The organism is Neobacillus cucumis, assembly GCF_016908975.1.
Lineage (GTDB): Bacteria > Bacillota > Bacilli > Bacillales > Cytobacillaceae > Neobacillus > Neobacillus cucumis.
Window position 1 is genome coordinate 85,937 of the sequence record NZ_JAFBEX010000017.1, and the last position, 19,359, is coordinate 105,295.

20 protein-coding genes and 1 other RNA gene are annotated in these 19,359 nt (G+C 37.3%); 7 read left to right on the top strand and 14 right to left on the bottom strand.

All coding sequences use genetic code 11. The features are described 5' to 3' along the window. Positions 1 to 280: 280 nt before the first annotated feature. Positions 281 to 850: an isoprenylcysteine carboxyl methyltransferase family protein gene (locus JOC76_RS20890; protein ID WP_205180716.1), complete on the bottom strand. Its 570-nt coding sequence runs from the start codon at positions 848 to 850 to the stop codon at positions 281 to 283. Then, positions 847 to 1,938 carry a type III polyketide synthase gene (locus JOC76_RS20895; protein WP_205180717.1) on the bottom strand — a complete coding sequence of 364 codons (1,092 nt, stop codon included), beginning with the start codon at positions 1,936 to 1,938 and terminating at the stop codon, positions 847 to 849. Before JOC76_RS20895 ends, JOC76_RS20890 begins: the two co-directional genes overlap by 4 nt. Before the next feature lie 673 nt (positions 1,939 to 2,611). On the opposite strand from JOC76_RS20895, the gene JOC76_RS20900 reads away from it, so the two are divergent. From JOC76_RS20900 to JOC76_RS20915, 4 genes are all read left to right on the top strand, one after another. After that, positions 2,612 to 2,761 (top strand): cytochrome c oxidase subunit 2A, encoded by a 150-nt coding sequence (locus tag JOC76_RS20900; RefSeq protein WP_101648585.1) that lies wholly within the window; start codon positions 2,612 to 2,614, stop codon positions 2,759 to 2,761. Between the two features lie 21 nt (positions 2,762 to 2,782). Further along, entirely contained in the window at positions 2,783 to 3,259 is a 477-nt protein-coding gene (locus tag JOC76_RS20905) for a cytochrome c oxidase subunit II (protein ID WP_205180718.1), read from the top strand. Beyond that, positions 3,259 to 4,923 carry a b(o/a)3-type cytochrome-c oxidase subunit 1 gene (locus JOC76_RS20910; protein ID WP_205180719.1) on the top strand — a complete coding sequence of 555 codons (1,665 nt, stop codon included), beginning with the start codon at positions 3,259 to 3,261 and terminating at the stop codon, positions 4,921 to 4,923. The genes JOC76_RS20905 and JOC76_RS20910 overlap by 1 nt, the downstream gene beginning before the upstream one ends. 100 nt (positions 4,924 to 5,023) lie before the next feature. Further along, positions 5,024 to 5,173, top strand: coding sequence for a hypothetical protein (locus JOC76_RS20915; protein WP_205180720.1), 150 nt, complete (start codon positions 5,024 to 5,026; stop codon positions 5,171 to 5,173). 36 nt (positions 5,174 to 5,209) lie between these two features. Here the strand turns inward: JOC76_RS20915 and JOC76_RS20920 are convergent, their stop codons facing one another. The 8 genes from JOC76_RS20920 to JOC76_RS20955 all read right to left on the bottom strand — a co-directional run bounded on the left by JOC76_RS20920 (position 5,210) and on the right by JOC76_RS20955 (position 14,391). Next, positions 5,210 to 7,132: an ATP-dependent DNA helicase gene (locus JOC76_RS20920; protein ID WP_205180721.1), complete on the bottom strand. Its 1,923-nt coding sequence runs from the start codon at positions 7,130 to 7,132 to the stop codon at positions 5,210 to 5,212. A 27-nt stretch (positions 7,133 to 7,159) separates the two neighbouring features. Next, the gene (locus JOC76_RS20925) at positions 7,160 to 8,305 is read right to left on the bottom strand and encodes a THUMP domain-containing class I SAM-dependent RNA methyltransferase (RefSeq protein ID WP_205180753.1); all 1,146 of its coding nucleotides are present in this window, start codon (positions 8,303 to 8,305) and stop codon (positions 7,160 to 7,162) included. A gap of 152 nt (positions 8,306 to 8,457) precedes the next feature. Continuing rightward, positions 8,458 to 8,861, bottom strand: an RNA gene (gene rnpB / locus JOC76_RS20930) — RNase P RNA component class B. Positions 8,862 to 8,940: 79 nt separating this feature from the next. Next, positions 8,941 to 9,243, bottom strand: a complete 303-nt coding sequence (gpsB, locus tag JOC76_RS20935; RefSeq protein WP_205180722.1) for a cell division regulator GpsB — start codon at positions 9,241 to 9,243, stop codon at positions 8,941 to 8,943. 112 nt (positions 9,244 to 9,355) lie between these two features. Continuing rightward, positions 9,356 to 9,913, bottom strand: coding sequence for an SLOG family protein (locus JOC76_RS20940; RefSeq protein WP_205180754.1), 558 nt, complete (start codon positions 9,911 to 9,913; stop codon positions 9,356 to 9,358). Positions 9,914 to 10,037: 124 nt separating this feature from the next. Next, entirely contained in the window at positions 10,038 to 10,484 is a 447-nt protein-coding gene (locus JOC76_RS20945) for a CotD family spore coat protein (protein ID WP_205180723.1), read from the bottom strand. Between the two features lie 356 nt (positions 10,485 to 10,840). Beyond that, on the bottom strand, positions 10,841 to 12,097 hold the full coding sequence (locus JOC76_RS20950; protein WP_205180724.1) for a ribonuclease H-like domain-containing protein: 1,257 nt from the start codon (positions 12,095 to 12,097) through the stop codon (positions 10,841 to 10,843). After that, positions 12,088 to 14,391, bottom strand: coding sequence for a DEAD/DEAH box helicase (locus tag JOC76_RS20955; RefSeq protein WP_205180725.1), 2,304 nt, complete (start codon positions 14,389 to 14,391; stop codon positions 12,088 to 12,090). The genes JOC76_RS20950 and JOC76_RS20955 overlap by 10 nt, the downstream gene beginning before the upstream one ends. 171 nt (positions 14,392 to 14,562) lie before the next feature. Here JOC76_RS20955 and JOC76_RS20960 point away from each other — a divergent pair, with 171 nt between their 5' ends. Next, entirely contained in the window at positions 14,563 to 15,261 is a 699-nt protein-coding gene (locus JOC76_RS20960) for a Crp/Fnr family transcriptional regulator (protein WP_205180726.1), read from the top strand. Positions 15,262 to 15,305: 44 nt separating this feature from the next. On the opposite strand, the gene hcp is transcribed toward JOC76_RS20960, so the two are convergent. After that, entirely contained in the window at positions 15,306 to 16,595 is a 1,290-nt protein-coding gene (hcp, locus tag JOC76_RS20965; protein ID WP_205180727.1) for a hydroxylamine reductase, read from the bottom strand. Between the two features lie 191 nt (positions 16,596 to 16,786). Between hcp and JOC76_RS20970 the strand changes: the two genes are divergently transcribed. Continuing rightward, the gene (locus JOC76_RS20970; protein WP_205180728.1) at positions 16,787 to 17,269 is read left to right on the top strand and encodes an Hsp20/alpha crystallin family protein; all 483 of its coding nucleotides are present in this window, start codon (positions 16,787 to 16,789) and stop codon (positions 17,267 to 17,269) included. A 66-nt stretch (positions 17,270 to 17,335) separates the two neighbouring features. Here JOC76_RS20970 and JOC76_RS20975 read toward each other — a convergent pair whose 3' ends face one another. Continuing rightward, positions 17,336 to 17,890: a YppG family protein gene (locus tag JOC76_RS20975; RefSeq protein ID WP_239557862.1), complete on the bottom strand. Its 555-nt coding sequence runs from the start codon at positions 17,888 to 17,890 to the stop codon at positions 17,336 to 17,338. 187 nt (positions 17,891 to 18,077) lie between these two features. Between JOC76_RS20975 and yppF the strand changes: the two genes are divergently transcribed. Next, complete coding sequence (gene yppF, locus JOC76_RS20980) at positions 18,078 to 18,287, top strand: YppF family protein (protein ID WP_205180729.1); 210 nt, start codon at positions 18,078 to 18,080, stop codon at positions 18,285 to 18,287. Positions 18,288 to 18,386: 99 nt separating this feature from the next. Here yppF and JOC76_RS20985 read toward each other — a convergent pair whose 3' ends face one another. Together JOC76_RS20985 and JOC76_RS20990 are read right to left on the bottom strand one after the other, a co-directional pair. Beyond that, on the bottom strand, positions 18,387 to 18,746 hold the full coding sequence (locus JOC76_RS20985) for a DUF1798 family protein (protein ID WP_205180730.1): 360 nt from the start codon (positions 18,744 to 18,746) through the stop codon (positions 18,387 to 18,389). Between the two features lie 245 nt (positions 18,747 to 18,991). Then, positions 18,992 to 19,267, bottom strand: coding sequence for a hypothetical protein (locus JOC76_RS20990; protein ID WP_205180731.1), 276 nt, complete (start codon positions 19,265 to 19,267; stop codon positions 18,992 to 18,994). Between the last annotated feature and the right edge of the window lie 92 nt (positions 19,268 to 19,359).

A 19,359-nucleotide genomic window follows, 5' to 3' on the forward strand; every position in this document is an offset into this window, starting at 1 on the left:
CAAACAATTCCTATCCTGATCCTTCAAATATGATGAATTTCCAATAAATGAACAAAAGCCAAGGATTTTTCTCCTTGGCTTTAAAATATTTATGATTGAGTTACATTTTTTAAAACGTGTTTCATGACAAATGTGTATATAATTACCGTACCACCAACAAAAGCAAAAGTCATATGTAACACCTGCCTTATATAGAATCATCTGAGAATGATTATCATCGTTGGAATCATTGTAACATTGGTGATAATCATTTTCAATGTTTCTTCTGATATTGTCACAATTATTTAATAAATTTCGGCAAAAAGCGATGATGATTTTGGAAAACCTCGTTATATCTTGTTAATGTTTTTAGTGCTTTTTCTTCCATAGGGATTCGAATCATCAGCATTAAGATATTTAAAAGGCTGAAAAGAATAGCAGTATAGAAGCAGTTAAACAGCATTGGAACCGTAAAGATCTCTAGTGCTACCACTAAATAATTAGGGTGTTTTAAAAAGCGATAAGGTCCTTTATTCACAATTCTTTCATTCGCTAAGACAAGGATTTTTGTGTTCCAATGTTTTCCTAATGAAGTCATCGCCCAAATCCTTATCGCCTGTGAAACACAAAATATACTTAGTAATACCGGCCAAAACACGCTAATTCCTCGTTCAAAAAGGAAATTTTCAGTAATTAGGGAAATAAAAAAAGAGAGATGTAATAGGACCATGAACTTATAATGCTTCTGCCCAAATTCAACTGCCCCTTGTTGTTTTATCCATTTTTCGTTTCTTTTAGCAATATAAAGTTCGAAGATTCTTTGAGAAACAATGATTATTATTAATAGAATGAACGGAAATAGATCATTCATTTTTGCCACCTCAGTAAGAGTATTTCTGAGCTAAAACCTGGACCTAGCGCTGTAGCAAGCCCCCAGTCGTTTTGGGGAATATCCAGCTCCATAAATCGTTTTAACACGTATAGGATCGTTGCTGATGACATGTTTCCATAATTCGTTAGAACTTCATGGGAAATATCATTCATCGAAGGAGGAATTTCTAATGATTTTACATATGCATCCAATACTTTTTTTCCACCCGGATGGGCTATAAAGTGCTTGATTTGTCCAATTTCAACTTGTTGTTCAGACAAAAAACTTATCACATTAGGCTTTAGCCATCCCTCAATAATATGGGGTATATCTCGTGAAAATATCACAAAAAGACCTGAATTACGTATATCCCAGCCCATTACATCTAAGGAATCGGGCATAATCGTTGATTGTGTTGACACAATAGTCGGTATGGTTTCCTTTTTACTAACTGTCTCTTTTCCTGCTTTATCACCTATTATTAAAGCACATGCAATACCATCGGCAAATAAGGATGTGCCAATCAAGTTACTTTTTGAATAATCATCTTTCTGAAATGTTAAGCTGCAGAGCTCAATGGATAGAACAAGTACTTTCGCACTTGGATAGGCTGAACAGTACTCAAAGGCTCTTGATAATCCAGACGCCCCACCGGCACAGCCTAATCCCCAAATTGGGACTCTTTTTATATGAGGATTAAATGGTAATTCATTGATGATTCTCGCATCAATACTTGGAGTTGACAGCCCTGTTGTTGAAATAAAGAATATTGCGTCTATTTCTTGAAAAGGGATGGCTTTTTTTAAAAATTGTTCATTCTGTAAACATCTTACGATAGCCTCTCTGCCAAGTGTAACGGCAGATTCAATATAAGCATTATTCTTATCCTCAAAGGTATGATTCTCCTTAAACCATTCTAGACTTTTAACAAAATGTCTTTTCATAATTTGACCGTTCTGAAATGCTTTTAATAATCTTTCAATGTCCTTAAAGGATCTAGAAAACAGTTCCCTCGCAAACGCAGTTGCTTGATCTTGGTTCACTTGAAATGGAGGAATTACTTCTGATACGGATAAAATGGAAGGCATTTTTTATTCTCCCTACTTTATGAATAAGGGTATTTTTTCCGTTGGAGGGAAATTTATTCAGGGAATCAATGATAAAAAAAAAGCTTCCCGACTAGGGAAGCCAACGTTTTGAAGGTTGTTGCTGTGCAATTTCATTATATCGTGGTTTTAGCATTCCATCATTAGATAAACTTTTCCAATTTATTTAATCCTCTTGGTTACTACTATTATTCTTATTTCTCCGATTGTGCTTGTACCTCAATTTTAATCTTGTTACTGGCCAATACTCCACAAACCTTACAATATACTTCTTTATTATATAATAGCCGACAATTCTCACAATAATATTTTTCCAACACGATCCCTCATTTCCTAAAAATTCCAAATATATAATCATCTTATTTTTTATTTTTCAGAGTGTTACCTTCTTCCAGACTAGCTATCAAAAGCTTGTATAATAATCCAATTCACATTTTTTTCATATTGAATCAAGTTCACATTTTATTCACATCTCCACAAATCACTAGTGATATAAATCACTGTCATATCAAGTTTTTACCATTAACATATTGGATAAGGAAGGTAAGAACATTTTGTGAACTCCACAAAATGTTATTTTTCTTTCTCAATTGTTTTGTATTATGAAAGAGAAATGATTAAATTTACTTTTTATTCTGAAAGGAGTGTTAGAGGGATGGCCAAGGCGGAACTGAAAACAAAACAAAAAACAGAAGTGGAAGATAGCTCTTCTCTTAAAGGGACATTGGCGTCCGTTTTCTTTTTGGGAGCGTTTATTATTGTCACTTGGGTAAGTGTTTATTACCTGTTTGTTGAACGTTTTTAGGTTTTTAAAGGGGGAAAGGTTATGCACATGCATAAATTCGAAAAAATCTGGCTGACTTTTGGCGTTGGCTGCTTAGTTATTTTTTTATTAGTTGTCGGTGTAAGCGCCTTCTACTTAGGCAACAAGCCGGCTAGCTGTTTAACAACCATAAATCCTGAAAGGATCGATCAGACAAAACCATTTAATCAACCCGGTCTTCATAAGGTAGAAGGAAAAGATTGGGATTACGAACTTGTCTTTGTTGCTTCGACTTTCTCCTATACTCCAGCTAAAGTTGAAGTCCCTTTGGGCGCTAAAGTAAAGGTTATTGCGACCACAAAAGATGTAATTCATGGTTTTGAAATGGCGGGTACCAATATAAATATGATGCTAGAACCTGGTTATGTCAGTGAATATACGACTACATTTGACAAAGCAGGCGAATATTTAATTGTTTGTAATGAGTATTGTGGTGCTGGACACCACCTAATGAGTGCAAAGGTTGAGGTGGTTAAATAATGGTTAACGAAATTGCAAATATAAAAGTTGACCCTCGTGATGCAAAGCTATCCATGGCACACTTTTTTGTCGCATTCTCTGCCCTTGCCCTTGGCGGATTAATGGGTCTGCTTCAAACTCTTGTCCGTTCAGGTAAGTGGGAGCTACCATGGAAGATTGATTATTATCAAATATTGACCGTCCATGGCGTTTTGATGGGACTTGTATTAACAACCTTTTTTATCATGGGTTTCCAATATGCTGCTGTCGGCCGTACAACTGGCGGACATTCCAATGCTGCCAGACGGACCGGCTGGGTTGGTTTCTGGGTTATGCTAATCGGTACACTAATGGCTGCTGCAATGATTTTGGCGAAACAAGCATCTGTTCTATATACTTTTTATGCACCACTAAAGGCACACTGGATCTTTTATTTTGGGTTAACGTTCGTCGTTGTTGGCAGCTGGGTAGACGGAGCAGCGCAAATTATGACATATGCAAGATGGCGTAAGAATAATCCAGGGAAACCTAGTCCATTATTAAGCTTTATGGCTGTCATTAATACTGTCCTTTGGATTGTTGCTACCATAGGAGTTGCATCAACCGTGTTATTCCAGCTGCTTCCATGGTCCCTTGGATTAGTTGATACTGTTGATGTGTTGGTCAGTCGTACACTTTTCTGGTATTTTGGTCACCCTTTAGTTTATTTTTGGCTTCTTCCAGCATATATGTGCTGGTATGCCATTATCCCCAAAATTATCGGTGGAAAGATTTTCTCAGATTCGCTGGCAAGACTATCATTTATTTTGTTTTTACTTTTCTCTATTCCCGTTGGGTTCCACCATCAATTAACGGAACCTGGGATTGATCCAGCTTGGAAGTTTTTACAAGTTATTTTAACGTTTATGGTTATTATTCCTTCACTAATGACAGCCTTCTCGTTGTTTGCAACATTTGAAAGATATGGCCGCTCTCAAGGGGCAACTGGACTGTTTGGATGGTTCAAAGTACTTCCTTGGAATGATGCACGCTTCACCGTACCATTTATAGGAATGGCATCTTTTATTCCTGCTGGTGCCGGTGGTATTATTAATGCTTCAAACCAAATGGACGAAGTTGTTCATAATACCATCTGGGTTACAGGACATTTCCATTTAACGGCAGCCACATCTGTTGTATTAACATTCTTTGGCATCTCCTATTGGCTAGTACCACATTTAACAGGTCGTAAATTAACTAAGGCTATGAATAAATTAGCCATTATTCAGGGATGGATTTGGTTTATCGGAATGGTCTTCATGTCGGGTGCTATGCACATTGAAGGTCTGCTTGGCGCACCAAGACGCTCTGCCTTCTCAACCTATGGAGGAGCAAAACAGGCTGCTGAGTGGATTCCATATCAAATTGCTCAAGCAGTTGGCGGTTCGATACTATTCCTAGGGATTATCTTAAGTTTAATTATCTTTGTTAATCTTGCTTTCTTTGCTCCTAAGGGAGAACAGGAATTTCCTGTTGCAGAAGCTGAAAATACTGAAGAACAGGCTCCGATGGTATTTGAAAACTGGAAATTATGGCTTGGTATTACTGCAGTACTTATTTTGTTCGCATACACGATTCCTTTAATTGATATTATCCAAAACGCTCCTCCAGGATCAAAGGGATATCAAACTTGGAGTAAATGGTAGGTGATCTTTGGTTTAGTTGAATGATGCTAACAAAAGCGTCCTATTCGTGATACCCTAAACATATTCATATAAATAAATTTGAAAGGGTGTGTATTTTGGGGTGAAAGAACTAGTGGGTGTTTGTCATAAATGCCGAAAAGATGTTTTTTGTTTAGATGGATTTTTGAATGGTGTTTACTCAGATAATAAAGAGATTTATTGTTTCGCATGTTATGAAAAACCCGATTTAAAAAAAGAAAATCCTCAATGATAAAAAAGCGGAAGATTTTACGCTTCCGCTTTTTTGTTATTCAATTGGCTCAGTTGGGAGAACTGCTTTGATTTCTTGCAGCAGATTCGAATCGATGTCCTCATCTAAAAGAATATGGACAGTTCCCTGGTCTTTTTCAGTCCGTATCAATCGCCCAATACCTTGACGAAGCCGGAGCAGCATATATGGCAAATCTACTTCTAAAAATGGATTGTCCAGCCCATTTTTTTTCGCTGTAAAGACTGGGTCATTCGGAGGAAATGGCAGAGAAAAAATAATGACATTTTCAAGAGACCTGCCTGGAATATCTAAGCCCTCCCATAAATGAACCGAACAAAGGATAGCATGCTCATCATTTTGAAATTTTGAAACGAGTGTGCTAATTTCCTCATCCCCTTCAAAATAGATAGGGTATGGAATTGCCGAAGATAACCTCTTTTTCAAATAATTTAATTCATCATTATTATTAAGGAGGATCAATGCTCTTCCCTCAGATTGGAAGATCTGTTTGATTAAATACTCTACCTGATTTTCGATATTCTCCTTTGGAAAACGAGGCAGATATACTTTCATTTTTTCCTCATAATCAAACGGAGATTGGACTGAAAAGGATAAGTATTCATTAACTCCGAGGCTACTCGCCATATAATCAAAGGATTTTTGATTTGAAAGTGTGGCTGATGAGAAAATAAAAGGTTTCTTTTGTGAGAAGACCTCCTCACTCATGACTTCTTCAACCATTTTAGGCATGATGACAAGGGTACGTTCTCCACCTTTTTCTTCAAACCAAGTAATCCCATTTAGTTCTTGAAGGAATAATGAAAGGGAGTACGTGATTTGTTCTAAATACTCCTCCACAATTTTCAAATCATACTCATTAATAACATATAACTCACTCTCAAAAACAAGTTCTTCTTCGAGTGCTTGAAGCGTTGAAAGAAGCTTCCGACATGTTTTCATCACTAACGGATGTTTGGTGATGATTTGTTTTTCAGAGCCTTTTGACTCAGAAGAAAATTGAGAAATCGTATCGAAAAACCCTTCATTCGCCAAAAGAGCTTCTTCAACTGTATATAATGTTTTTTCACGGACTTCGTTTTCCATTAGTCTTGTTAACAAAGTATCTAATGTATAGTCTGTAAAACGGTAGCTTAATGCTTTTTGGGCCGCGTACTCGAGCAGATGGCCTTCATCAAAAACAACAGAAGAATGCTCAGGCAATAATGGAAGCTGTCCTTCCCGCTTTCGGGATTCCTTTGTCCAAATATGTTCCATGTAAAAATCATGTGAACAAATAATTAAATCTTTTGCATGTCGATAATACTCACGGTGCAGTGTTAAACCACAGCGGTGGCGCTTATCACATGAAAAACAATCTTGAAGTGCGTCCCAATTAACAGAACTCCATAATTCATCCGACAAAGAAGGATAATCCCTTCGGTCACCATACTTTTCAAATGTTTGCATCGATCCGACAGAATGTACAAAATCAGGAAGTTCTTGGTAAATATTAGAAATATCATCCGAAAAATCATTATTCCTAACTAGATCAAGCTTTTTTAAACAGAGATATTGATCCCTTGACTTAGCTAAACGCACATCGATCTGTAAGTCTAATATTTTCTCTAGTTTGGCAATATCGCCTTCTTTTTTTACCAGTTGTTCAATTAATGTCTCATCCGCACAAGCAATCACTGCTGGTCTATTCGTGTAACGGGCATACATTATCGCATAAAGCAAATAGACAATGGTTTTCCCCGTACCTACCCCAGCCTCTGCAAACATTACTTTTTTCTCTTTAAAGGCCTTTTCCAATTGAAAAGCCATATAAATTTGTTCGTCTCGCAGTTCAAAACCGGCTTCAGGTAATACATCATAAAAAAGGTCGCCAATCCAATCGCCTAACTTATCGTAAAATGACTCCGTTTTAGAAACTTCAAACGGCATTCGGTTCTGCATGAAAACCCCTCCCCCAAAAAAGTAATTTTAAATATTTTGTTGACGCGGGGGTCTCTTGCCCCAATACTGATAAAGATCCGTACGAATAAATCCATTAAACAGCTTCCGTTTCTTTGTTGCAGGTTTACCATAAAATTGTTCAAAGTCCTCATTTGAAGTCATGATATAAATAGACCAAGTATCAAGCTTACTAAACGCCTGTCCCATTTCCTTATACATGTGCTCGACTGCCTTTTTCTCCCCTAAACGCTCACCATATGGAGGGTTGCCGACGATTACACCATACTCCTTACTAGTAGAAATGTCTCGAACCTGCATTTGTTTAAAATTGATTAAATCGCCAAACCCGGCTTCTATCGCGTTCCCTTGAGCAATTTTCACCATTCGATGGTCGATGTCAGATCCAGTAATATCTAAGCGCTGATCATAGTTTGCTAAATCTTCTGCCTCCATCCGGGCATCATCCCATACCTTCTCAGGTATCCACTTCCATGCTTCAGAAACAAACTCTCTGTTAAATCCGGGTGCAATGTTTTGCCCGATCATTGCAGCTTCGATAGGAATAGTCCCAGATCCGCAAAAAGGATCCATAAATGGCTTGTCCGCCTTCCAGTTCGTTAGCATGACTAGAGCAGCAGCCATCGTTTCTTTAAGAGGTGCCTCACCTTGGTCTATCCGATAGCCCCGTTTATGCAGACCACTGCCACTTGCGTCAATAGTGATAGTTGCAACGTCCTTTAATAATGCAATCTCAATCCTATATAGTGCACCATTTTCTTCGAACCAAGAATTCCGTTTGTAATGTTTTTTCAGACGTTCCACAACCGCTTTTTTTACAATCGCTTGACAGTCTGACACACTAAACAGCTTTGATTTCACTGATTTCCCAGTAACAGGGAATTCAGCATCCTCTGGCAAATATTGTTCCCAGGGAAGAGCCTTTGTCTTTTCAAACAACTCATCAAAGGTAAATGCCTTAAATTCACCAACTTTTATTTTAATACGGTCGGCCGTTCGCAGCCATAAATTACTCCGAGCGATCGCTGTTTCATCGCCTAAATAAGTAACCCTTCCATTTTCAACTTCACAATCATAGCCAAGCGCTCGTACCTCTTTTGCTACTAAAGCCTCTAAACCCATTGCAGCGGTGGCAATTATTTGATATTTTCCCATTTCTTCACCCTTAAATATATTCATAAATATGTATTGTTCACAGTAGATTCATTATTGACAAAAAGCTTGCATCAAATGCAGTTCTTTGCAATAAAAAAGCTCCCCATATTAGGAGAGCCCTTAATATCCAGCATTCAATCACATTAATAACGTTCTGTAAGCCATGTTCTGTACCAGAGTACTGCAAACGACTATTAAGTCTCGTACTTAGGTGGTAATCATCTATCTACAGATTCAAGAATGAATCTGTCTTTCTCCTTGTTCAATTCCTCAGAGAAAGCGCCCCTACCATAATTTGGGTTTCTCGCTCGTGGGGTTTACCCGTTCCACCCTTTCCGTTTCCGGAAAGGCTACGTCACTGTGGCACTTTTATAGGTATTCATACCGTATCCAGCTGGACTTAGGTATTTTCCCGGCCGTCAACTGAATGCTAGACTCAGCTGCCCTAGCTTATGGATTCACTAGGCACGAACACTACGAGCATCTCAGCTCGTGCGAGCATGGACTTTCCTCAACGATTCGCTTTAGAAGCTCCTCGCAGCGATTACCCGAACGTTATTAATGATACCTTTATATTATATGTATTTCGAGTTCATAATACAATGGTTATTATTAGGAAACGGCGGTACAAACTGTTAATCGTAAAGTTTATTCCCAAAAACATGTTTTTCAAGATTTGATAATCGCTTTAAAATATCAAAATTAGTTGTTCCAGCAGGCTGTGCCACTGGCTGTCTTTTCGATGTCTCTTCAAGCTGTTTTCGCAGCCTTAGGTTTTCTTGCTGAAGATCTTCAATTTCTTGATGTAATGTTTCATAATCTTTAATAATTAAATCTAAAAATTTATCCACATCTTCTTGTTTATACCCTCGAACACCGGTCTTAAACTCTTTTTCTAAAATATCCTTAGCTGTTAATTTTACCTTATCAGCCAACATCTAAATCACCTCAAGTTTAGCCAATCATTAACTATTATTTTTCCAAAAATAAGTCCTTTTGTCAATTTTCTTTTACTTTATAAAATTTTGTTATAAAACTAATATATATTTGTTAATAATCGGACTGTTTAAATTGCTCCTCTTCAACGACCATCTGCAAATCGTAAAATGTTATTAATTCAATTTGATAGTTATGCTTTGTTTTATATTCTACTGCTAATTCATATAAATGTTTAGGACTGCCCTCTTTTTCTTGGTCGTACATCATTAGTAAGGCATCACTTTTTTCAACAAAAAATTGATTTTTAAGACGAAACTGCCATGGTTTTTCATACCCTTTTTTTGTTACAGAATCAATAAAATCAGCTTGCATTAGAATACTTGTATACCACTCTTTGTTCGTTTCATTCCAATTGGATTCCTGTTCTAAAAATGGAGTTATAACCGCAAGTTTTAACTGCGGATAATCCAACTGTAATTCAAAGACAACTTCTGCAGCCCATAATTCAACTCCGAGCTGCCCGCTAATTAATACCCATTCTAATCCCTCTTCAATCATATTAAGTAACGCCTTTTTTATTGCAGCCTTAATATATAATACCGATGGATGGTTTTTATTAAAAATCCCTAGCTCAAAAGGCTTGTAACCTGAAATGGCTAAAACTTTAATCAAAATGGTTCTCCTTTTTTTATTTATTTTAAATTGGGACAAACATTTTTTTAATCATTACATACCATATATTAAAAGGAAAAAAACAAGGGCATAGATGCCCCTGCAATTAACTTTACCATTATTATCTTCTGCGGCCCATTGGTCCACCCATAGGTCCGCCCATTGGCCCGCCCATTGGTCCTGGGGCAAATCCTGGTGCTGCTCCAAAGCCCGGTGCTGCTCCAAAACCTGGTGCTGCTCCAAAACCTGGTGCTCCAAAGCCAGGACCACCCATTCCACCAAAGCCTGGTGCATTTGGTACCACATTTGGTACTGCATTAGACACTGGCATAATTGGTGCCACTGGTGCAGGGGCACAAGGATTACAGCAGTTAATGTGCTGATTGCACACCTCTTCGCAACATGATTCAGTATGCGGGCAGTAATGTTTGTGTTCAAACATGTGGTGGTTCACAGTTGTTGTATGAACCGGATGAATATGCGGAACCACCGTTGTTGAAAACGTATGGTTCACAATTTGTTGTGTCGGATGAATGACTGGCGGTAAAAAATTAGTTCCTAGATACATATAATAATCTCCCTTCATATATTCTGTTTACATTAACAGCCTATGTAAAAGGAGCTACTCTTGTACTAATGAAAATACCTATTTTTTCGTTATGAAATTTTTAGTTACACTTTTTTTATAACATGGTATAAAAGCTGTCTTTTAAACTTGTAAACACAACGGCAGTCAAACAGACGACAATAAAAAATAAGAATAAAATTGCTTTATACATACTACCAGCTCCATATATTTTTATAGTCGTTTTTTCTAAACCCAATTTTAAATTTTACCTTTTTCAACTATGATAAACAATATGGAAATGCTGGTTTTTTATCTAAATATGTTAAAAATTTGTGTCAACTAATCAAAAGATCCGCTTAACCCTGTAATTTCACATATTTTTGTTCTAAACGATTGAGTCTAGCCTGGAGCTCATCAAATGTGTTATCTTTCATTTTCATTTGGTCTTGGGAAACGAAGATTATGGCTTCTTGACAATATTGAATAGCTTTAGGAATGTCTTTGAGCTTATGCTCGTATAATTTAGCTAGTTCTACACAAGCCTCTGCCCTTATTTTCAAATCCTCGGCTGCGATAACATCCAAAAATAGATTTATCGCATTGCTCCAATTTCGTTCTTTTTTTTGCTGATAGGCAAGTATCCGTTTAGCCTGAATAGTGGTTTCATCCTGTTCGTTCGTTAATGTTGTCAATATCTTTTCCGCTTGCGAAGCTTCCCCTAAACTCGCAAACCACCGACCCACTTGATATGTTTCAGATCGTGATTGATTCTTATCTGTTCCACAGAGTTGAAAAGTGAGATGGGTATACAAGGTAACAAGAGATAATATGTCGATTTCGTTATGCTTTAGAATGCCTAGCATACCATCGGGTTGTTTGCTTTCAATAAAATCAAAGTAAATGATGGGTGCCAAATATCCAGGTATATCATCCAAACGATTAACCCCTAACACCTCTTTCTCCACCATCGACAACTTCATCCTGTCTAATTTATGTTTCCATAGTCTTCTCGCAGCATGATAAAGGTCGAAATGTCCAAAAGACGGAAGCTTTGGGACATGTTCTCTGACAAGTGTATGACGTGTTTTTACTTGTGGCCAATCGAAGGATTTTCCATTATAAGTTACAAGCGTTCGATAATTAACCTTTTCCAAAAAGCTTTGATAAAGAGGAACCTCTGCACCTGGATTCGGCAAAATATGTTGTCTTAAGATGAGCTCATCATTAGAAACACTAGCATAACCGAGGATAAATATGGTATTTCCTACCCCGCCTCCAAGTCCGGTCGTTTCCGTATCAAAAAAGAATAAATCCTCTACCTTGTGTCCCTTTGCAGACAAAGGATGGTTAATCGTGTTTTGGTTCCAGCTTTGAACCGCAGTCCGGATATCATGAAAACAGTAATGACCATGCTGATGTGATAGAGGATATTTTACTTCCCTTATTAAACAATAATTATCATCTAAAAAATAAGGCAAGACATTTGCTTGTTGCCATTTATCAAGAAATGGAATTTCAATCGTCGAAATCTCAGTTGGTTTCACTGCCTTTTCAGAATGATCACTAACTGAAAGATGCGGCTTTAAACGATTCAATTTATTTTTTAACGACATGACTGAACTTCCTTAGTTGCAGGCGGAGTCTGTAAAAATGTCTCAATGATATTAATCGTATCTTTTTTGGCTGTTTCACTGATTGTGTCTGCACCAATACAAGATGGACATCCTGTATGACAAGGGCAATGGTTAATCATCTTTAATGACTCATCAAAGACTTTTGACATTCCTGTATATATTTTTTCACTTAATCCAATCCCTCCTGGATAACGATCATAGAAGAAGATGGTCGGTTTTTCATTATGATCTGACTTTACTTGAGGAATGACATGGATATCTTGAGGATCGGCCATCACAAATAATGGGGCAATATGATTTAGGGCATGGGCCGCTCCCATCAGTCCTTGCTCAAGGCGTTCATGCCCCATTTCAGCCAATGGTTTATTTAATGAAATCCATGCGGCATTCGTATGAAGTTCCTCTTCAGGGAGATGGATTGGACCTGACCCTATGTTCTCGTGTGTTTCAAATTTTATCTTTTTAAAAATAGTGGCCATTGCCCTGACACTGACATCACCATAGCCTATTTCTGCTTCCGGGAGCGTTTCAAGTTTGTCTTCCTCCATTACTTTTAATTGAACGGCCAAGTTGGCATCCGTAAAGTAATCTACATCCACTTCACGAACAAATGCCTTCTTCTCCTCCCAATCAAGCTTTTCAACCTGGTATTGAACCCCTTGATGCAAGTAGATCGCTTCATCATGAAGGAGCGTCATGGCCGAAAAACGATCCATTTCACCAATTACCTTTACATTAGCAATATCTGACTGATCAACGATAATCACGTTCTCCTGAGATGCCGACCTTAAACTAATGTTATGGGCTGGGAAAGAATCATTCATCCAAAAATATTTATCACTATTTCGGTAAAGTACACGTTCTTCTGCTAGGTATTCGAGTAATTCTTCTGTTTCCACATTCCCGAACCTTTCACCAGCCTTAAATGGTAATTCATAGGCAGCACATTTCATATGATCAATTAAGATAATAAGATTATCAGGATTTATTCTAGCTGTTTCGGGGCTTTGATTAAAAAAGTAATCAGGGTTTTGAATAATATATTGATCAAGAGGGCTTGAGCTGGCAACCATAATAACCAGAGCTTCTCCATGTCTCCTCCCAGCTCTTCCCGCTTGCTGCCATGCACTGGATATCGTCCCAGGGTAGCCTGTCATAATACAGACTTGGAGCTGTCCTATATCCACTCCGAGTTCAAGGGCATTTGTACTGACAACCCCATAAATCTCTCCTGAACGCAAACCCCTTTCGATTTTTCTCCGCTCCGTTGGTAAGTAGCCTCCACGATAACCCATAATGGATTTTGACCCCAACTGATTTTTCACTAACTCCTGCAAGTAAGTCAGGATAATCTCCACTCTTACCCTGCTTCTTGCAAAAACAATCGTTTGGATTTTATTTTTTAAAAGCTCCCCAGCAATTTTTCGGACCTCTAAAGTAGCACTTCTTCGGATATTCAGCGGCTTATTGACAATAGGCGGGTTATAGAAGAGGAAATGCTTCGTGCCGCTAGGGGCCCCATTATTATCAATTAAAGTCATTTTTTCTTCTGTAAGTGTCTCCGCTAATTCAAGCGGGTTGGCGATTGTGGCGGACGTACAAATAAACACAGGATTACTTCCATAATAGCGACAGATTCGCTTTAACCTTCTTATCACATTGGCTACATGGCTGCCAAATACACCTCTGTATGTATGGAGTTCATCAATCACCACAAACTTTAGGTTCTCAAAAAGTGAAACCCATTTTGTATGATGCGGTAAAATGGCCGAATGAAGCATATCAGGGTTCGTAATAACAACATGCCCTGCCTTTCTTACTCTTTGACGAATATTTGCTGGTGTGTCTCCATCATACGTATAACTATTAATATCAGCTCCAGATGCTTCGATTATTTCATTTATTTCACTTTTCTGATCCTGTGCAAGTGCTTTAGTCGGAAAAATATAAAGAGCCCTAGCATTGGAGTTTCCGAGTATCGTTTGCAGCACTGGCAAATTATAACAGAGTGTCTTTCCAGAAGCCGTTGGTGTTACAGCTACAATGCTTTTACTATTCATAATCGACTCATAGGCAGATTTTTGATGAGTGTACAAACGTTCAATCCCTCTTGTTTGGAGAGAATGTTGCAACACTGGATGCAAGTCATCAGGCAATGGAACTGTTTGAGCAGGCTTGCTCTCAATCGTATGCCATGTCACGATATTATCATTAAATTCATGATTAAATTTTAAATCAGATAGAATCTCTTGCAGGCTTTTTTTAATCTTCATACTCTCACCTCATTAATTCTATTTTAGCGAATAGACGTTCGTTATTAAAGAAAAAAATCTAATTTTTATACATTAACAGGATTGTAACCTTTTTCCATCTATTCGGAGTAAACTACTTGAGAATTATTTGCTACAATAGATTAAGATTGAAATGGATTTGAAGGTGATTATATGAAAATGGAAGATATTAAACGTGTACTAGCTGATTTCACCCTTTTTCGTGAATTAAATGATTTTGAATTAACGAAAATAGCGACTATTTCATTTGCGAGAGAATGGAAAAAACAAAGTCATGTTTTCCTCCAGGGTGATCCTCTCGAAAATGTTTATTTTATTTTTGATGGAAAAATTAAAATTTACAAAAGTGACATTAACGGGAAAGAACAAATTGTCGCCATTGCCAAAAAAGGCGAAATGTTTCCACATGTCGGCTTCTTTAGAAAGGGGGATTACCCTGCCTATGCCGAGGCAGTTGAACCCTCCACCCTAATTGTTGTTCCTATCTCGAAATTCGAAAAGGTATTAATCGATAATCCGGAACTTTGTATAAAAGTTTTTAAGGTACTTGGGGAAAAAATAGTTGATTTGCAAAATCGACTCGAGGAGCAAATACTGAACAATACATACGAACAAATTATTAAGCTCCTTATTCGTCTAGCACAAAAACATGGAATCGAACAAAAAAACGGTACTATTCTATTAAAATCAGAATTTACCAACAAGGATCTTGCCAATATGATTGGCACTACACGAGAAACGATTAGCCGAACATTAACCAAAATGAAAAAAGAAGAATTAATTGAAGTGGACCAAGATGCTAACATGATCTTGGATGTCAAAATTCTTATGCAGGAAATAAATCTAGTCTAAACAAAAAACACCGCAGTCAGTGAACTGCGGTGTTTTATTTGATATTACAATTGAAGCATTTCTTCCATATCTTCTTTGGCGGTACCGATTAATTTTAGATTAAATGTATCTCGAAGTACCTGTAGGACACCTTCTGAAATAAACTCAGGTGGTTTTGGTCCGATTCTAATATCCTTAATTCCTAAACTAAATAGTCCTAACAAAATAGCAACAGCTTTTTGTTCAAACCAGGATAATACAATACTTACTGGAAGTTCATTTACTTCACAACCGAACGCATCTGCTAATGCTAAGGCAATTTTTACTGTCGAACCGGAATTATTACATTGACCTAAATCAATGTATCTAGGTATGCTTGTTCCCGGGACTACCCCATAGTCCACATCATTAAATCGGAATTTACCACAAGATGTGGTTAAAATAACCGTCTCTGGAGGAAGAGAAGTAGCGAGTTCACGGTAGTATTCTCCACCTTTTCCTGGTGCGTCACAGCCAGCAATTACAAAAAACCTTTTAATTTTACCTGCTTTTACAGCATCAATTACTTCTGGAGCTAAACCTAAAACCGTTTCATGGTGGAATCCTGTTAGCAATGTTTCATCAGACTCAATTGCCGCTTCAGGAAGCTCTAATGCCCTATTAATTAATGGAGTGAAATCGTCATTCACAATTTTTTCAACATTCTCTAGGCCAGCAACTTCGTATGAAAACATTCTGTCTGCATATGTACCTTTTATTGGCATCACACAGTTAGTGGTTGCAAGGATAGCTCCAGGGAATTTCTCAAACAGACGACGTTGATCGTACCAAGCTTTCCCGATATTACCTTTTAAATGCGCATATTTTTTCAGTGCTGGGTATCCGTGTGCAGGAAGCATTTCAGAATGTGTATAAATATTAATGCCCTTACCCTCTGTTTGTTTTAATAATTCTTCTAAGGCAAATAAATTATGACCTGTAACAACGATACATTTGCCCTCAATTTTATTTTGACTAACACGGATTGGTTCTGGAATACCTAAACGTTTTGTATATGCCTCATCGAGCATTTCCATAACTCTGACAGCTGACTTACCAACCTTCATCGCCATATCAATATGTTCTTGCACATTAAAATTTGAGTTGGTTAATGTCAGGTAGAGAGCTTCATGTGTAGTCGCATCGACAAAAGGATCTGTAAAGCCCAATTGATTGGCATGTGTTCTATATGCCGCAATTCCTTTTAAGCCAAAAATAATCGTATCTTGTAAGCTTGCAATCGTTTCATCTTTACCACAAACTCCAATCACCTTACAACCGCCTGAAGGTGTTTGTTCACATTGATAACAGAACATAATCTCACCGCTTTCACATAAATATTACTTCACTAGCGTACAAATAATCTGATTTTACCAATGTGATTTAAATCACATCGAACTAGTTTGTAACAAAATGTTCAAATATTTGTGACGATTATATGGCGGCACCTACCTAGGTAATTCAGCATATGATAAAGAGTAAAATTATGGAAAGAGAGGGATTGTTCATGTCATCCATGCTTCCAGGTGATAAAAATAACCACAAACCCCAGCTGCCAGAACCATTCCGGGAATTAGTAAAATCAATGAATGACTTCTTCACTGATAAACCAATGCGGGGATTTTTACAATCAATTGATGATTTTTTTAAAACTCCTTTTCCGCTAGGTTCAAGTTTTCATGTAGAAACGGTAGAAACGGGTCAGGAATATATTATTTCTGCAGAGCTTCCAGGTGTGAAGAAAGAACAAATCCAATTAAATATCACTGGAAACTATTTAACCATCACTGTCGAAAATAAAGAAATAGAAACAGAGGAAAACGATCTTACACATGTTTATCGACGTAAATTCGTTCAACAACAATCTTCTAGAACGATTGCCCTGCCACATACAATCAATGAAAAATCAGTAAAAGCCTCTTATCGTGATGGTTTATTGCAAATCCGCATCCCCCAAGAAAAAGGAAAAGTCATTGATATCGATGAATAATGATGTAGATTTTTACTAATGAGAAAAGACGGCAGGATCATCGCCGTCTTTTCATATTTCATTTATTTAGACTTTAAATATCCCTCCAAAACCTTTCACCAAATTGGAGACTTGACTTACAGCATTCATCATTTGACCCGCAGTATTCACCATTTTATTAATGTCAACTGACCCATCTTGAGACTTAAAAGAATTCATCAGCGATTGCATGCCACCAGGTTGTTTTGGCATGAAACTGTTTTTAGGATATGGATTCATTACTGGGTACCCATTCATAGGCATATAGGGCTGTTGTACCATTTCCTCTTTGGGCTGCAATGGATTTTGAAAAAGAAACTGGTTATCTTTTTGCGGATACGAAGCCGAATAATTTAAATTTTGTTGTCCAAATCCTGGTTGATAGGTTTGACCAAAAGTCTGCATTTGTGGTTGGTAATAAGGTCCCGGTTGATAATATGGCATCAAACTATAATTCTGAGATGGAGGTTGATATGGTTTTTGTTGATTTCGGCTATAGGATAACTGTTGATTTCTTGGTTGATGATTCAGCGGCACTTGGTACATTATTTGCCCCGAGTATCCATGATGAGCAAAATTATTTGGTCTTTGTTTACCAAACATGGGCAAACATCTCCTCTTTATCATTCTCTATTACACATTATGAAGGAAGGAGATATTTGGTGATACTTAGATTAGGATTGTCAATGTCATATTCACAAGAATTTTGTCTAAAGTTTAAATATTTTAAAAACTAGGAATCATATTTTTTCGTGTTACGATAAAGAAAAGGGTGAAGGAGGAGTTATTTATGGACATTCAAGACTTAAAATGCAAATTTATTCAAAGTCGAGATTACACCACAGATGATGTTAATGCCTTATTGGATTTTGCAAAGAAAGCGTATATTCACGATGAAATTAGTATTAAAGAATATCGCAATCTGATCCGCGAGCTTGAAATACAGGGCGCGGTAATTCCTGAAATTCATCATGAAGACTCCCTCATCGAACATTCTTAAGAACTTAGTACAACTTTCGTACCATGGTTCCGCTGTAAAAAATCTTAATCTTAAATGAACATTCAAGAACAAATAGAGATGCAACACTGCATCTCTTTTCTATTTATTCAGCTCTTTAATGACCTCAGTCAATATATATTCTACTGTACGATGAATGTTTAAAAATCTAGATTTGCTAGTCTCTGGAAAAAAAGACTGAACCGAGAGCTGGTCAATATGGGCAGAAGCCGTATCAATTTGGTTCAAATGGAGATGCTTCGTATTCTTTGCCAAGGGTAGCCATTTTTTCATCGCTTCATTCCAATTGACATTAACTTCTTTCACTTCATCTGCAAATGGTTTAATTACATGATGAAAATCAGGTGTCATTCCAGTCTCTCTACCCTCTAAATAATTCTTTAAAAATATCTCATTATAATGTAAAAGTCTTTCCGTTAAGTAAAGAATTTCTTCTGACATGTCCCCTAATCCCCTTACGAAGTACAAAATAAGAAAAGCGCAAGCGCCTTGACCAGCCCCGACAAGCATAAGCCACTCTCAAAAGGAAGGCGCTTTTTGCCTTCCTTTTGAGAGTGGCTGTAGACCATCGAGGGGCTAGGCGCTGGAGCTAGACAATTCTCAAAATCGAATGCTTTTTTACCAAATAAAAAAGCAGCATAAAAAAATGCTACTTAAAACTAACCATACCATTATTTTAACGTTATTTAAAAACCTAATTCAAGTTTAAAAGATTGTGGAACAGTTCCAATGTTAGAATCCAGAATTTCCTCTGAAGATAATGAATTCTCTAGTTTAGATTTTTCTTCGACCTCTGAAAGGCGTTGAATGGTTTCCTTAATTTTTTCTTGTTCCTTACTTTTCAATTGAAGGCGGCAATCGGTGAAGGAGGCTTCAAGAACAGACTCCAATTCTTCTATTTGATTACATATTTCAGTTAACATTGAAAGCATCTTTTCTTTTTCAGACATTGGTATATTCATTTTAAAATCCCTCCTCACGAATATCTAATAAGTAGTATTCTCCTTCTCATTACAGCTTCCTTCCACCAAGACAAAACTAGAAGCAATTCGCC

Excerpts from the sequence above, each read along its gene's own strand:
- JOC76_RS20890 (WP_205180716.1), bottom strand. The coding sequence starts at position 850 with ATGAATGATCTATTTCCGTTCATTCTATTAATAATAATCATTGTTTCT.
- JOC76_RS20895 (WP_205180717.1), bottom strand. The coding sequence starts at position 1,938 with ATGCCTTCCATTTTATCCGTATCAGAAGTAATTCCTCCATTTCAAGTG.
- JOC76_RS20900 (WP_101648585.1), top strand. The coding sequence starts at position 2,612 with ATGGCCAAGGCGGAACTGAAAACAAAACAAAAAACAGAAGTGGAAGAT.
- JOC76_RS20905 (WP_205180718.1), top strand. The coding sequence starts at position 2,783 with ATGCACATGCATAAATTCGAAAAAATCTGGCTGACTTTTGGCGTTGGC.
- JOC76_RS20910 (WP_205180719.1), top strand. The coding sequence starts at position 3,259 with ATGGTTAACGAAATTGCAAATATAAAAGTTGACCCTCGTGATGCAAAG.
- JOC76_RS20920 (WP_205180721.1), bottom strand. The coding sequence starts at position 7,132 with ATGCAGAACCGAATGCCGTTTGAAGTTTCTAAAACGGAGTCATTTTAC.
- JOC76_RS20925 (WP_205180753.1), bottom strand. The coding sequence starts at position 8,305 with ATGGGAAAATATCAAATAATTGCCACCGCTGCAATGGGTTTAGAGGCT.
- gpsB (WP_205180722.1), bottom strand. The coding sequence starts at position 9,243 with ATGTTGGCTGATAAGGTAAAATTAACAGCTAAGGATATTTTAGAAAAA.
- JOC76_RS20945 (WP_205180723.1), bottom strand. The coding sequence starts at position 10,484 with ATGTATCTAGGAACTAATTTTTTACCGCCAGTCATTCATCCGACACAA.
- JOC76_RS20950 (WP_205180724.1), bottom strand. The coding sequence starts at position 12,097 with ATGTCGTTAAAAAATAAATTGAATCGTTTAAAGCCGCATCTTTCAGTT.
- JOC76_RS20955 (WP_205180725.1), bottom strand. The coding sequence starts at position 14,391 with ATGAAGATTAAAAAAAGCCTGCAAGAGATTCTATCTGATTTAAAATTT.
- JOC76_RS20960 (WP_205180726.1), top strand. The coding sequence starts at position 14,563 with ATGAAAATGGAAGATATTAAACGTGTACTAGCTGATTTCACCCTTTTT.
- hcp (WP_205180727.1), bottom strand. The coding sequence starts at position 16,595 with ATGTTCTGTTATCAATGTGAACAAACACCTTCAGGCGGTTGTAAGGTG.
- JOC76_RS20970 (WP_205180728.1), top strand. The coding sequence starts at position 16,787 with ATGTCATCCATGCTTCCAGGTGATAAAAATAACCACAAACCCCAGCTG.
- JOC76_RS20975 (WP_239557862.1), bottom strand. The coding sequence starts at position 17,890 with ATGTTTGGTAAACAAAGACCAAATAATTTTGCTCATCATGGATACTCG.
- yppF (WP_205180729.1), top strand. The coding sequence starts at position 18,078 with ATGGACATTCAAGACTTAAAATGCAAATTTATTCAAAGTCGAGATTAC.
- JOC76_RS20985 (WP_205180730.1), bottom strand. The coding sequence starts at position 18,746 with ATGTCAGAAGAAATTCTTTACTTAACGGAAAGACTTTTACATTATAAT.
- JOC76_RS20990 (WP_205180731.1), bottom strand. The coding sequence starts at position 19,267 with ATGAATATACCAATGTCTGAAAAAGAAAAGATGCTTTCAATGTTAACT.